This is a genomic window from Coraliomargarita parva, assembly GCF_027257905.1.
In the GTDB taxonomy this organism is placed as follows: Bacteria; Verrucomicrobiota; Verrucomicrobiia; order Opitutales; family Coraliomargaritaceae; genus Coraliomargarita_A; species Coraliomargarita_A parva.
In genome coordinates, this window is record NZ_JAPZEI010000014.1 from 43,001 (window position 1) to 55,263 (window position 12,263).

A 12,263-nucleotide genomic window follows, 5' to 3' on the forward strand; every position below is an offset into this window, starting at 1 on the left:
TCAGTCCGAGCTCAGGCGTTGTTTCGCCTCACCCTTGAACATGGCGTGCGCTTCACGCAGGATGCCGGGAATACGATCCCGATGTGGATGATCCTTAAGTAGGGCCAGAAGGGCCGGCTCATCAAACTCGCCCGAAGGTTTGCCCCCCATCCAGTTGCCTCCGTCGCCCCCTTCGATCATCCCGTAGCGGTACTTGCCGTAACCGGTCATATCCAGCCCCTTGGCCAGACTCCAGAGGCGCAGGATATAAGGAAGATTCACTTCGCCGGGAACCTGCGTGTACCACGGCAAGCCTTCGCTGTAGGAGGGCCACCAGTCCGCCCCGAGCGCATCCTGCAGAACCGCCTCCAACCGCGCTTCGATCGGTGCGATCGTCCCATCGATCCGGTCGTAGTAGGCCAACGCCGCCAGATGCTCGTCAAAATCACTCGCCTGCCCGGCTCCCACACTCAGGGTATGGACCTCCGGACGCCGCAGGCAGAACAGGTCGTTGAAGGTGATCGGATGCAGGGGTGCACAGGCATCACTCAGCTTCTGCGGGGGAGCGAAGAGTTGGCCGCCCTTGTCCGTCGGACTGATGATAAACACGCCCATATCCTGACGGGTTGCCGCCTCGATCGCCGCCCAGTTGGTCTGGTTGATATAATACCAGTGCAGGTTCACATACTCGAATTCCCCGCACTCGATTGCCTTCACGATCACTTCACAGGCCCCGTGGGTTGAAAACCCGACATGACGAATCCGGCCGTCCTTTTGCCAGCGGCGCACCACCTCAAGGCATCCCCCCGGACGGATGATCCAGTCCAGCTCCTGTTGCTCGTTGATCCCGTGAAAGCCGAAAAGGTCGAGGTAGTCACAACCCAGTGAATCAAAGGATTCCTGCAGTGTCTTCTCGAATTCCTTCGGGTCCGCCTTGGGCGCGACCTTGGTCTGCAGGTAGTAGCTGTCCCGCGGACGCGCCTGCGCCCCCAGGACCAGACGAAACCAATCCTCCGAATGCCCGTAGCCACGGGCCGTCTCAATGTGATTGATGCCACAGTCGAAACTCCGGTCGAGGATCGCCGCAATTGTCTCCCGCTCGGTATCGGTCAAGCCCTCGTAAGTCAGGCCTTTTTCCCAACCACGAGGGAAACGCATGCCCCCCAGGCTAAAAACGGAAAGCTCCAGTCCGGTACGTCCAAAACGGCGGTATTTCATGCCCGACTCATAGTTCGGGCTGCTTTGGTCGTCAATTCACATCCTGGCAAGACCACGATCCGGGAATCAAAGCGTCAAAAACAGGACCACAGTAACATCTAAAAAAAGTCGAAAACACCGCTTGACTTCAAAAAGGCCATTTCTACTGTCTGCGTCTTTCCCACTTTTTGGGGTAGTAGCTCAGTTGGTTAGAGCGCCTGCCTGTCACGCAGGAGGCCGCGGGTTCAAGTCCCGTCTATCCCGCCATTTAGCCCGTTGGTTTTCACAATCAACGGGCTTTTTTGTGCCTCGTCTACCAGTCGACACACAAACGAAACTTTTAGGACCGTTGGACGATACCCAGGCTGAACCTTAACCCCCAATCCTGATGAAACGACTGTACCGACTCAGCCTCACCCTATTCACGCTTGCGCTCCTCAGCCCCCTGCAAGCAGGTAACTCCGCCGACGAAGATTCCGCTCGATACTATAAATCCAATCCCGGGAAATTCGACGGGCAGAAGGTCGATGTGGACTGCATCTTCGTCAAGCGCCCCCTGGCGGCCAATAAAATCGAAGGTGTGACCTTTTTCGTCGCGCAGACGAAAGACAAGGACAACCACAGCTTTGGCGGCACCATCGTAGTGGCGGTGCTCAGCGACGAGGCCGAATCATTCCTGCGGAAATACGGCGATGCCCCGGACATCAATCGCGGCGCGGCGGAAAAAGTCGACTCAAAGCGGCTACGGGGCATTTTTCACCTTCTGGAGAGCGGCCATGTCTATATCGATGAAAGCGATGACGGCAAAGCCCACGACAGGATCCTCGCCAACCTTGAAGCGGCCCAAAAAGCGATCAACTCCGCCGACGGCGGCCCACGCGATCGGAAAAAGCCCGTGAAAAAACGGCAACTCTAGCACCGGAAGCCCCTCGTTTGTGGACGGAGTAGTCAAGGCCTGCTCACGCGTGTGCTCGTGGCTCCAATGAGCTCGCGCTGACAGGCCTGAAATCGAGCTTCCAAAAACTCAGATTTTGCCTAAACTGGAACCTTGTTGTCAGCTTTGCCTCGCCCCCCGCAGTTCAATCGCCCCACAACATTCCAGACCCCATCATGCCCCCATACACACGACAGCTCAGTCTTCTCATCGCCGCTGCGACAGTCATGATCAGCACGCCGGTCCTCGCGGAACCCATGCGCGGCCCCCTTCCGGCCGAACAACGCGGCTTGATCCATGACATGGCGCAACAGCATGAAGCCATCGAGCGTACGGTCGAGATGACCGAAACAGGTTACAAAGCCACCACCACATCACAGGATGCGGAAATCGCGGCCTCATTGAAGGCCCACGTGAAATATATGTCCGAGCGCCTCGCCTCGGGCGCCATGGTCCGCCGATGGGACCCCGCTTTCGTTGAAATGATCGAACATCATGGAGATATCTCCGTAGATGTTGAAGAGCTGGAAGACGGTATCCAGGTCATCGTCACCGGCAAAACCCCGGAAGCCATCCTCGTGGCGCAAAACCATGCTAGGATTGTCAGCGATTTCGCAGCTAAAGGACCGGAGGCCGTACAAGCGAAACATGCCAAGGCATTGGAGCCCGACACGGAACTAACTGCCGGAGACACAAAGTGTGGAGCCGGTCCATGCCCGAAGGGGTCGGCGGCAAAGTGCCCGATGCGTGAAAAATGCCCAGCCGCCGGCGCAAAAGAGCCCGATCCGGCGAGCCCGCAGAAGCCCACCCCTCCGTCTGCGGCAAGCGCAGACACCTCCCCTTGATAAGAGGAGGAGCTTTTGCTGTGCTGCCCCCCGGAAATCACTCGCGAGGCTCCCATTTTCGCAACCGAGAAAGAGGCGCGAGGCACGCTAATTCTGCCATCCCCAACAAAACTCCTCCCCTGCGAGCAGGCATGGAGGTGGCCCGGCTCGCCCGGGACGGAGGGGTTCAAGGCACGCAGCGCCGCATGCACAACCGCTGGCTCAACGAATCTGACATACCTCATAAACTCCTCCTCCATGGCTCGGCGTAGTCTTAGACGAAGACGGGTGCACGCAGGGGAGGGGGACCGCGAAGCGGCCTGTCCTGAGCCTGCCGAAGGGTGGAGGGGTTCAAGGCACACAGTCCAAAGGCTTTAACCACAAAAAGCCCCGGCGTTTCCACCGGGGCTTTCGTTTCAAATCGTGTTGCCTGACTTAGCTGGCAGTCGCGGCCATCATTTCTTCGCGGGCCTTTTCCGCCAGCGGGGTGCTCAGGTAGCGCTCGCCGAAGCTGCAGCCGACCGTGACGATGGTCTTGCCGGCCATTTCCGGACGCTTGGCCAGTTCCATCGCCGCCCAGACATTGGCACCGGTGGAAATACCACCGAGAATACCGTCCTCTTGGGCCAGCCGCTGGGCAGTGGCAAACGCGTTCTCGTTGGAGACCTTGATCACATCGTCAATGATATCGACGTTGCAGTTCTTCGGGATAAAGCCCGCGCCGATTCCCTGAATCTTGTGAGGCCCCGGCTGGCCGCCGGAGAGCACCGGACTGGCTTCCGGTTCGACCGCCACGGACAAGAGCTCCTTCCGCGACTTGATCACTTCAGAAACACCGGTAATGGTGCCGCCGGTGCCCACACCGGCCACGAACGCGTCGATCTTTCCGCCGGTCGCAGACCAGATTTCCTCGGCTGTGGTCTTGCGGTGCGCTTCCGGATTCGCCGGATTCTCAAATTGTTGCGGCATGTAAGCCTTCTCGCCGTATTCCTCCACCAGCTCGGTGGCACGGGCGATCGCACCCGGCATGCCCTTCGGACCGGGAGTCAGAACGATGTCCGCCCCCAGCATACGGAGCAACACACGGCGCTCCAGCGACATCGTCTCCGGCATGGTCAGGATCAGCTTGTAGCCCTTGGCCGCACAGACAAAGGCCAGCGCGATTCCGGTGTTGCCGGAGGTCGGCTCGATAATGATGCTGCCCGGACCGATCTTGCCGTCACGCTCGGCGGCTTCGATCATGGCCTTACCGATACGGTCCTTCACACTCGCCAGCGGGTTGAAAAACTCGCACTTCAAGTAGATGTCGGCTTCAAGTCCAGCGGTGGTCTTATTGATCTTAACAAGCGGGGTATTACCCACGGTGGAAACGATTGAATCGAATGCTTTGCTCATAATCCTTATTGGTTGAGTGAAGATAGAAAGATAAGAACACAACGCGCTTTTCCCCTGGCTTGCAAGTCCGGAAGTCAGTTATACTTCTTCTCGTAATTATGGCGCGAAGTCCGGGCACAAAAAAACACCGCGGGGCGGTGCTTCCAGAATTCGGGGCGTTTGATGCTTACCGGCGCTTCGGGCCGTAGCTACGCTTCGGCGCATTACGCTGAACCGCTGCATTGCGCAGGCGATACACGATGCGCGCCTTGTCCAGATCGTAGGGGCTCATCTCCATCTTCACGGTATCACCCGTTGTGATCTTGATGAAGTGCTTGCGCAGCTTACCGGAAATATGGGCGAGCACCTGATGACCGTTTGCCAACTCGACCCGGAACATGGTGCCCGGAAGAACGGCTACAATTTTACCTTCTACTTCGACGTATTCTTCGCTTTGTGCTTTTGCCATAAATAATTGTGAAACCGCGGAGGGAAGCACTTAAGCCGCGAAAGTCAAGATTCGACTGTTCCACGCGATACGGGATGGCTTGACCGTGTCGCCCACCGGGGATTTGTCTATCCCGTATCCCGCATCCCGTATCTCCTCCCGCATGAACTTGCCTTGCCCATTCGAAAAGATCTTTCCCTCCGAGCTCAACCGCAACGAGGCATACTACATGACGCATGCCTACAACGAGGCAATCGAGGCCTGGAAAAAGGATGAGGTCCCGATCGGCGCGGTCATCGAGCATCAGGGCCGAATCATCGCGACCGGCCACAACCAGTCGCGCAGCACCAACGACCCCACGGCACACGCCGAAATCATCGCCATCTCACAAGCCGCCAATGCGATCGGCGACTGGCGCCTGAACGAGTGTACCCTCTATGTGACCAAGGAACCCTGCCCCATGTGCTCCGGCGCACTCGTCATCGCCCGCATCGGCAAGGTCTACTATGGCCTGCCCGATCCGAAGATGGGCTGCGTCGGCGGCGCCGTCGACCTCGGCGCCCTGCCCGAAAGCAATCACAAGTTCGAATCGACCGGCGGCATTCTGCAGGAGCTCAACCATGAATTGCTCAAGGCCTTCTTCGAAATGAAGCGGCAGGCGAATAAGGATAAGAAGCTCGAGGGTTGAGAGTGGGACCTTGCGGGTTGCGCGTTGCGGGAACAAACAACGAGCAACTTTCAAATAACAACCTCATCCCCCATTTGACAGACGGGACAGTCCGTCTCACATTACTGGCTTACTCTCTCACCAACATAATCATATATTAACTATCATGGCATACGAACTCCCCTCACTATCCTACGCATACGATGCGCTCGAACCGCACATCGATGCGCGCACGATGGAGATCCACCATAGCAAGCACCACAACGCTTACATCACCAATGTAAACGCTGCGCTCGAAGGCACCGGCCTCGAAGACAAGTGCGTCTGCGACCTCATTTCCGACCTGTCGGTCGTGCCCGAAGCCAAGCGCGGTGCCGTCCGCAACAACGGTGGCGGCCATGCCAACCACAAGTTCTTCTGGACCATCCTCAGCCCGGACGGCGGCGGTGCCCCCGTCGGCGAACTGGCCGCGGCGATCGACGCCGAACTCGGTGGCTTCGATGCCTTCAAGGAAGCTTTCGCCAAGGCAGGCGCCACCCGCTTCGGTTCCGGTTGGGCCTGGCTCGTAGTCAAGGCAGACGGTACACTCGCCGTCACTTCCACACCGAATCAAGACAGCCCGCTGATGAAGGGCATCGCCGAAGTCGAAGGTACTCCTGTCATCGGTCTCGATGTCTGGGAACACGCCTACTACCTGAAGTACCAGAACCTTCGCCCGAAGTACATCGAGGCATTCTGGAATGTGGTCGACTGGAACGCAGCCGAAGAAAACTACAAGAAGGCCAAGGCCTAAATTGTAGAGAAAGCGCGATAGCGATTTCTACCAATTGATTTCATACAAGCCGTCCCTGAAACGGGGCGGCTTTTTTATGGTTCATAGGCGATTTTCGAGAAGAAACGACTTCCTATAGAAGTGGATGCCTAGGCTTTGCGATGGGGGACGAAGCAGACACACAGATTCCTCCTCTGCTTGCAGGGGAGGTGGTCCGGCGACTCAGCCGGACCGGAGGGGTCCCACTCGAGTGCAGCCCTGACGGAATGAGCAGACTTCATTCAGTTCTCTTTATTCTCTGAGGAACTTGAGATATCCAGCGAGGGCAAAGCAGGTCAGGTTAAAGGCGAGTGGTAAACCCCACGTTCATTTTTCAGCCAACGTATGGAGTGAGCGGCGGCTTCAGCCGTTGCTCACCTCCTCTTGTTGGAATTTTAGTTTTCTCAGTGAGTAGAAGTGGTAGATCGCGGAGACAAGGACTAGCGTTATAACCATGAAATTATACCGCACAACATATGTGTTATCGCCAAACTGGTGCATGGACTGGACGAGCACAGGGGTGCCATTCTCTTTAGAAGACTCGATCTGACTCGCTTTCAGAACAGCCATCAAGTCCCTTGCGCCTTCCTTATTATCTTCATCTGACGCATTTCCAGATTCTCCCACCATCATGATTGGTATCGTTTTCTCGATGGTGATTCCGCCAGTGAAGAAAAGCAGGAAGTGCATCACTAAGGATAAAGCGATAAGGCTTCTTTTGTTCATTCTCTTTCTCCAACGATGAGACCAGACAACCAGCCTGAGAGCTTAATCGTCCAGTTGCTTTTTAGAATTTCGGGGCGGGTTAAATGGGTTGTCTGTGTCGTCTGGATGGACTCCTGAGTGCTTCGGTGATCTTAAAGGCCTCGATTGCTCTTCATCTCTCTTTTAATTTCGGCAAGTTCGACTGCCATACTGTGAAGGATTTGATTTCTTTCATTATTCCATTTTGAGATCTTCTGCCAGAAATGGATGACACCCCAGACTATAGCTCCGATGATAAGCAAATTAATCAGCTGAGCAATGATCATAAAATTGCCAAAATTGTTGAAGACCGTGTTGGTTGTATTTTCCATTTTTTATTCTTCCATCGTCGAAGGTAGACAGATCGGGGCGCAGCCTCGATCTTGTCTATCCTGACTGGTTATCATTCCTGTTCTATTGGAGCCATGAACTTTTTGAGTCGTTCTTTGTAGGACTCTTCTAAGTCTGGTTCATATTTTACTACAAAATGGTGAAGGATTGGAGTGCGTTCTTTGGAGTGCGTGTAAACTGGGAATCCATCGATTATTTCGTTTTCCATGTCCATGACGTTCACCCAGCACATGTAGGGACTACCAACTGGATCGATGGGGAAGAATGGATCTAAGGTTCTGTCCTTCTTTATTTCTTTCAGTTCGCCGAGTAGACGTCTTGCACCGGCAAGATCTAGTTGAACTTGCTTGGGTTTTATGATGACTAAGCCTATTCCATCAACATACCCTGCAGTTTCTTGCCCTAGGTTGATGGTCACTTTTACAACGGTGTCGATTTTGTAGGGAGATGGTGCCCTAGGCTCAAAAGGTTCGAATGGGCTTTCAGCAAAAATCGCGCTTTGCAGCACCATAGTAAGTGTAAGTGCGATGGATTTGAAATTCATTTTCTTTGATAACGTCGAGGCCAGGCACCCAGCCTGACGGATTAGTGGTTCTAGTGATTCTCGGATTTTCGGGCGGGTTACATGGGTTGCCCTGTGCCTACTGGTTAGATATTTCTTTTTTCGTAAGGGATGAGTTCACTTAAGCGGCGTAGTGCAGCACCACTAGCGCAAGCTAGTTCATGCATTCGCTCTTTGTTAATGCGCTCATCATTAGAGCAATCAGACTTGAAGCGGACTACATGGATCTCACCACCTTCGGTTTCACCAAGACTAGATAATAGTATGGGGTTGTGGGCCACTTTATTTCTTTCGAGGCGTAATTCGTCTAAATCTTTAAAGAGTAAATCAATTTTCGGGTGCTCAATTTCAGTTCGTTCTTTCAGCGCTCTTTTCAGAATGTTTAGTCGCTTAAATAGGGGTAATTTAACGACCTCCGTCACTAGTATTTCTTCAGGGCAATAATTCTTAATCGCTGCATTTATGAGTAACTCGATAGCGCCGCATTGATGAATGAAGCCTCCAATTAGTGCATGAAAGTTTGGTTCAATTTCCTTCATTTAACGTTGAGGTGTCTCAAGACTGAAGCGCGGAGCGCGAAAGGAATTGAGACCACCGCCTTGTTCTGCCTTCGGTTTGCTTATGCATCGTTGATCGCATATTGGATTATTCTGTCACACGTCGCTTTGCTCACTTCTTTTTCACTCAATTCTTCAAGCCATTCCTTGACGATAAATACTTCAAGGAAATAGCTGTGCCCATCGATTGGTTCGATGTTCCCATCTTCAGGTTGAAGGACAATGATTGTTTCGGAGTCTTCATTCCATTCTCTTTTCGAGTAGATGGTCATCAGGTCTTCATAATTATCCCGAGAATTGATTTCGTTTAGTGCTTCGATGAGTTTCATTTTCCTTCGCAGAACGTCAAAGGTAGGCGCGCCAAAGGCGTTGCCTATCCTGTCTGGTTCTCACTCTTTGTTTTTCTGCTCTTGGTGCCAAGGGTCTGTAATCTCTATTGCTTTCATGATTAAGCTTGGGATTGGCTGAGGTGGTCCAGCTGAGTCCGATCCATATCCAAAATAGAAACCAGATTTCTTTTCTTCATTCTGATCAGAAAAGATGATCTTCACGCTACATGCCTTTCCTTCTTTCTCTTTATGGTCGTATGCGCCTGGGTGTGAGAGCATCTGCTCGTCTACATTCTCCATGAAGGCTTCAAACAACTTTTCTTCTGTTATGCCAATGTAGACTGATTCTTTTTTGGGTGAATTCGCTCCATCGCCCATTCGGTTTATTGTTCCGTCTCTTGCTAGAAGAATGAACAACCAAGCCTCGCTTTCGACTTCGAGTGTAATCGAAACAAGGTCGACTTCGCTTTTCTTTTTTAGGGAATCTGGGACTGCGGTTGTTGTGTTCGTCATCGCGAATAGAAGTAGAATGGAAAGGAGTGCTTTCATTTCTGAGAACGGTGAGGACTGGAAACCCAGCCTGTGAATTTTGGATTAGTGGTGGTTGTCGAATGCCGGGCGGCGTAAATGGGGTTGTCCAGCTCCGTCTGGATATGGATTCCAAAGTGCCAAGTGAGACTGAATCCGACAAGTGCTTTCCCTTCACCTCATTCCTTTTTTGGGTCACAACCGCTGACGCTAGAGGGCCCTTCGGGCGAGGTTGGGGAGATGAACTCAGATACGGCATATACTTGCCTCCCAAACTCCCAATCTCTAGCGCAAGCGGTTGTAAGATTCATTCGCTTTCACATATCGATGAGCAGTGGCGCGGCTTTAGCCGTTGCCACCTGCGCCTGGTTCGCTCTTTGAGGTTAAGGGTGTAAAAAGACCTTTGGATCGCTCGATGGGGTCCCATGATTCATCAATATCCCATCTTCTATCAACTCCTTCTGAATCTTTGAAAAAGAATCCAATGTAACCGTCATATCTCGAAAAACCTGTGCTCACATATGTGAGTTCTGTTCCTTCTTTTATTTTATCGAAGTCTCCGAGGATGGTTTGGTTCACCCTGTATGTGACGCCTTCTTCAAACGGAATCGGATACCAAGTTTCCTTTGGTTTCTTTTTCATCAGTTTTGAGAAAGGATTCATTTCATTTTTAGCGAACGTCGAGACCAGACAACCAGCCTGACGGCTTAATCGTCCAGTTGGTTTTTAGAATTTTCGGGCGGGTTAACTGGGTTGTCTGTGTCGACTGGTTCAGCTCTGTTTAGTCTGCTGATTGTGGACGCCAACTCGGCAACATTCGGGAATGATGATCGAGTATCGCGCTCACTCTTCTCTTGAAACCTATAAATGGGCTCAACGACTTCCTTGCCTCTTCCTTTTTCAATCATTTCAGCGATGCCATTGAGTGCTGAGTCGTAGAAGTCTGTTCGATACGAACTCCCTGCTAGACGATAAGTATCAAGGATTAACAAGATCAGCCCCAAGAAGATCACTCCGCCAATCGCTCTTTGCTTGTAGCTTTCACTTTTCATCAAGAGGAACCACATGCCAATGATACCGATAACTATGGCGGGTATGACGATGAATTCCATTTTGCTTTCTCAGTGCTGAACAGTATTATAGGTCACACATAGTAAACTTACGAACACGGTTTAGCACGACATCTTTGCTGCGTTGCAAACACGTTGTTCGTAGTTTCACGCTTCTAGTGAGCATGCGGGCAGGCTGCAACGCAATAATCCTACCTAAATGACCGTTTGCTCAAGTTTGATTTCGAAGCAAAATCGAACCAACATTCACCCCACAACGCCTAGCGCTTCTTCCCCTTATTGTGGGCGGCTTTCTTCTGCGTGATCGCCTTGCGGCGCTCGGGATGCTTCTTTTCGAAGGCCTTGTCGCCCTGTTTCTTTTCACGGATCTTATCCTGGGTCTGGCGGCTGAGGCGCGGCGCAGGGGTTTCACCCTCATCCTCGGCGTAGCGTCTGGCTTTGCCTTCCAGATCAAATCGAACCGGGCAGCCGCCGAGGCGGAACTCGTGGATCAGTCCCTTTTCGAGATAACGGCGGTAAGTCGGATCCAGCCGTTCCTTACGATTACAGAACAGGCGAATACTGAGCGGGCGCGAACCGGTCTGCACGGCATAGAAAACCTTGAAGCGCTTAGTGCCGACCAGCTTGGGTGAGCGCGCCTCGAACATATCCTGGATCACACGGTTCAGCCTGCCGGTGGACAGTTTCATATCGAGGGTGGCCTCGATCGAAGCGGCCCGTTCCAGCAGACTTTCGACTTTAAAACCGGTCTTGGCCGAGACAAACAACACCGGCGGATCCGGCAGGAAAAACATCTCCTTGCGCAGCGACTCCTCATACGAGGTGAGGAAATGCTTCAGGTTCTTGTAGCCGGCCACGGGTTCGGCTTCCCACATCTCCTGGATCTTATCCCACTTGTTGACCACCACGACCAGGGCACGCCCGGCATCCAGGATCTGTCCGGCGAGGGCCTGGTCCTGCTTGGTCACGCCATCCGCGGCATCGATCACGAGAAAGACCACATCCGAGTTTTCGATCGAATGCTGGGTCCGGACGGTGGAGAAATATTCGACCGGACTGTCGACCTTTCGCTTCATGCGCAGGCCCGCGGTGTCCGCCAAGCGGAACTTGAGCAGCTCGCCGTCACGATGCTTGTAGTCAAGATCGAGCTCGACCGAGTCACGGGTCGTGCCCGGCACATCCGAAACAATCAAACGGGTGGACGCCAGGAGCGCGTTCCCCATGGAGGACTTCCCCACATTGGGACGGCCGACCAGCGCGATCCGGATCCGCTTCTGCTTGTCGCTTTCCGAACCTTCCGGCTTCGGGCCCAGCTTTGCCTCGATCGCCTCATTCAGATCACTGATCCCGCGACCATGCTCGGCCGAGACCTTGACCGGCGCGCCCAGGCCGAAACGGTTGAACTCGTCGGCCGCGTCTTCCTCGGCCTCGCTGTCCACCTTGTTGGCCACCAGAATCACATGCTTGCCATAGCGGCGCAGCTTTTCGGCCACCATCTCGTCAAGCGGAGTCACCCCGTTACGCACGTCGACCACAAAGAGAATGACCTTGGCAGCCTGGATGGCAAACTCCACCTGGTCCTCCGCCGCGGTCGCGATCTTCTTAGGCGTCATTTCCAGCTCCATCCCGATCCCGCCGGTATCCAACAGCACGAAGTCGTCATTCACCTCGGTGGAAATCAGGTCGCGCGTCACACCCGGCATATCGTGGACGATGGACATGCGCCGGCCACAAAGCCGGTTAAAGAGACGGCTCTTGCCCACATTGGGACGGCCGACGAGGGCCACGGTTCTGGAGGGATCGATCACGGGAGAGAACTTTGAACATTGAACGTCCGACGTCGAACATCGAATGCGATGCTCAAGTTAGACAAGATAGATAGTTTAGG

The 12,263-nt window shown here is 53.6% G+C and carries 16 protein-coding genes and 1 tRNA gene; 5 read left to right on the plus strand and 12 right to left on the minus strand.

Translation table 11 applies throughout. From position 1 onward, the window contains the following. Positions 1 to 1,197: an aldo/keto reductase gene (locus tag O2597_RS17230; protein ID WP_269526816.1), complete on the minus strand. Its 1,197-nt coding sequence runs from the start codon at positions 1,195 to 1,197 to the stop codon at positions 1 to 3. A gap of 169 nt (positions 1,198 to 1,366) precedes the next feature. Between O2597_RS17230 and O2597_RS17235 the strand changes: the two genes are divergently transcribed. The 3 genes from O2597_RS17235 to O2597_RS17245 all read left to right on the plus strand — a co-directional run bounded on the left by O2597_RS17235 (position 1,367) and on the right by O2597_RS17245 (position 2,955). Beyond that, positions 1,367 to 1,443, plus strand: a tRNA-Asp gene (locus O2597_RS17235). 121 nt (positions 1,444 to 1,564) lie between these two features. Beyond that, on the plus strand, positions 1,565 to 2,092 hold the full coding sequence (locus O2597_RS17240) for a hypothetical protein (RefSeq protein WP_269526817.1): 528 nt from the start codon (positions 1,565 to 1,567) through the stop codon (positions 2,090 to 2,092). A gap of 194 nt (positions 2,093 to 2,286) precedes the next feature. Further along, complete coding sequence (locus O2597_RS17245; RefSeq protein ID WP_269526819.1) at positions 2,287 to 2,955, plus strand: hypothetical protein; 669 nt, start codon at positions 2,287 to 2,289, stop codon at positions 2,953 to 2,955. Between the two features lie 414 nt (positions 2,956 to 3,369). Here the strand turns inward: O2597_RS17245 and cysK are convergent, their stop codons facing one another. Further along, positions 3,370 to 4,329 carry a cysteine synthase A gene (gene cysK / locus O2597_RS17250; RefSeq protein WP_269526821.1) on the minus strand — a complete coding sequence of 320 codons (960 nt, stop codon included), beginning with the start codon at positions 4,327 to 4,329 and terminating at the stop codon, positions 3,370 to 3,372. Positions 4,330 to 4,495: 166 nt separating this feature from the next. Next, the gene (gene infA, locus O2597_RS17255) at positions 4,496 to 4,777 is read right to left on the minus strand and encodes a translation initiation factor IF-1 (RefSeq protein WP_269526823.1); all 282 of its coding nucleotides are present in this window, start codon (positions 4,775 to 4,777) and stop codon (positions 4,496 to 4,498) included. A gap of 142 nt (positions 4,778 to 4,919) precedes the next feature. Between infA and tadA the strand changes: the two genes are divergently transcribed. After that, complete coding sequence (gene tadA / locus O2597_RS17260; protein ID WP_269526825.1) at positions 4,920 to 5,444, plus strand: tRNA adenosine(34) deaminase TadA; 525 nt, start codon at positions 4,920 to 4,922, stop codon at positions 5,442 to 5,444. A gap of 142 nt (positions 5,445 to 5,586) precedes the next feature. Further along, entirely contained in the window at positions 5,587 to 6,216 is a 630-nt protein-coding gene (locus O2597_RS17265; protein ID WP_345783029.1) for a superoxide dismutase, read from the plus strand. 381 nt (positions 6,217 to 6,597) lie between these two features. On the opposite strand, the gene O2597_RS17270 is transcribed toward O2597_RS17265, so the two are convergent. From O2597_RS17270 to der, 9 genes are all read right to left on the minus strand, one after another. Then, positions 6,598 to 6,960, minus strand: coding sequence for a hypothetical protein (locus O2597_RS17270; protein ID WP_269526829.1), 363 nt, complete (start codon positions 6,958 to 6,960; stop codon positions 6,598 to 6,600). Positions 6,961 to 7,091: 131 nt separating this feature from the next. Further along, positions 7,092 to 7,310, minus strand: a complete 219-nt coding sequence (locus O2597_RS17275; RefSeq protein ID WP_269526831.1) for a hypothetical protein — start codon at positions 7,308 to 7,310, stop codon at positions 7,092 to 7,094. Between the two features lie 71 nt (positions 7,311 to 7,381). Next, positions 7,382 to 7,873 (minus strand): hypothetical protein, encoded by a 492-nt coding sequence (locus tag O2597_RS17280; protein WP_269526832.1) that lies wholly within the window; start codon positions 7,871 to 7,873, stop codon positions 7,382 to 7,384. 104 nt (positions 7,874 to 7,977) lie between these two features. Further along, positions 7,978 to 8,430: a hypothetical protein gene (locus O2597_RS17285; protein ID WP_269526833.1), complete on the minus strand. Its 453-nt coding sequence runs from the start codon at positions 8,428 to 8,430 to the stop codon at positions 7,978 to 7,980. Between the two features lie 80 nt (positions 8,431 to 8,510). Beyond that, a complete protein-coding gene (locus tag O2597_RS17290; RefSeq protein WP_269526834.1) occupies positions 8,511 to 8,777 on the minus strand; it encodes a hypothetical protein in 267 nt (88 codons plus the stop codon). Between the two features lie 60 nt (positions 8,778 to 8,837). After that, positions 8,838 to 9,326 (minus strand): hypothetical protein, encoded by a 489-nt coding sequence (locus O2597_RS17295; protein ID WP_269526835.1) that lies wholly within the window; start codon positions 9,324 to 9,326, stop codon positions 8,838 to 8,840. 324 nt (positions 9,327 to 9,650) lie between these two features. Continuing rightward, on the minus strand, positions 9,651 to 9,947 hold the full coding sequence (locus O2597_RS17300; RefSeq protein ID WP_269526837.1) for a hypothetical protein: 297 nt from the start codon (positions 9,945 to 9,947) through the stop codon (positions 9,651 to 9,653). Positions 9,948 to 10,012: 65 nt separating this feature from the next. Further along, positions 10,013 to 10,417: a hypothetical protein gene (locus O2597_RS17305; RefSeq protein ID WP_269526839.1), complete on the minus strand. Its 405-nt coding sequence runs from the start codon at positions 10,415 to 10,417 to the stop codon at positions 10,013 to 10,015. A gap of 218 nt (positions 10,418 to 10,635) precedes the next feature. Next, positions 10,636 to 12,183, minus strand: coding sequence for a ribosome biogenesis GTPase Der (der, locus tag O2597_RS17310; protein ID WP_269526841.1), 1,548 nt, complete (start codon positions 12,181 to 12,183; stop codon positions 10,636 to 10,638). Positions 12,184 to 12,263: the final 80 nt, after the last annotated feature.

What these genes read in the sequence shown, in the direction of transcription:
- O2597_RS17230 (WP_269526816.1), bottom strand. Translation starts at nt 1,197, where the DNA reads ATGAAATACCGCCGTTTTGGACGTACCGGACTGGAGCTTTCCGTTTTT.
- O2597_RS17240 (WP_269526817.1), top strand. Translation starts at nt 1,565, where the DNA reads ATGAAACGACTGTACCGACTCAGCCTCACCCTATTCACGCTTGCGCTC.
- O2597_RS17245 (WP_269526819.1), top strand. Translation starts at nt 2,287, where the DNA reads ATGCCCCCATACACACGACAGCTCAGTCTTCTCATCGCCGCTGCGACA.
- cysK (WP_269526821.1), bottom strand. Translation starts at nt 4,329, where the DNA reads ATGAGCAAAGCATTCGATTCAATCGTTTCCACCGTGGGTAATACCCCG.
- infA (WP_269526823.1), bottom strand. Translation starts at nt 4,777, where the DNA reads ATGGCAAAAGCACAAAGCGAAGAATACGTCGAAGTAGAAGGTAAAATT.
- tadA (WP_269526825.1), top strand. Translation starts at nt 4,920, where the DNA reads ATGAACTTGCCTTGCCCATTCGAAAAGATCTTTCCCTCCGAGCTCAAC.
- O2597_RS17270 (WP_269526829.1), bottom strand. Translation starts at nt 6,960, where the DNA reads ATGAACAAAAGAAGCCTTATCGCTTTATCCTTAGTGATGCACTTCCTG.
- O2597_RS17275 (WP_269526831.1), bottom strand. Translation starts at nt 7,310, where the DNA reads ATGGAAAATACAACCAACACGGTCTTCAACAATTTTGGCAATTTTATG.
- O2597_RS17280 (WP_269526832.1), bottom strand. Translation starts at nt 7,873, where the DNA reads ATGAATTTCAAATCCATCGCACTTACACTTACTATGGTGCTGCAAAGC.
- O2597_RS17285 (WP_269526833.1), bottom strand. Translation starts at nt 8,430, where the DNA reads ATGAAGGAAATTGAACCAAACTTTCATGCACTAATTGGAGGCTTCATT.
- O2597_RS17290 (WP_269526834.1), bottom strand. Translation starts at nt 8,777, where the DNA reads ATGAAACTCATCGAAGCACTAAACGAAATCAATTCTCGGGATAATTAT.
- O2597_RS17295 (WP_269526835.1), bottom strand. Translation starts at nt 9,326, where the DNA reads ATGAAAGCACTCCTTTCCATTCTACTTCTATTCGCGATGACGAACACA.
- O2597_RS17300 (WP_269526837.1), bottom strand. Translation starts at nt 9,947, where the DNA reads ATGAAAAAGAAACCAAAGGAAACTTGGTATCCGATTCCGTTTGAAGAA.
- O2597_RS17305 (WP_269526839.1), bottom strand. Translation starts at nt 10,417, where the DNA reads ATGGAATTCATCGTCATACCCGCCATAGTTATCGGTATCATTGGCATG.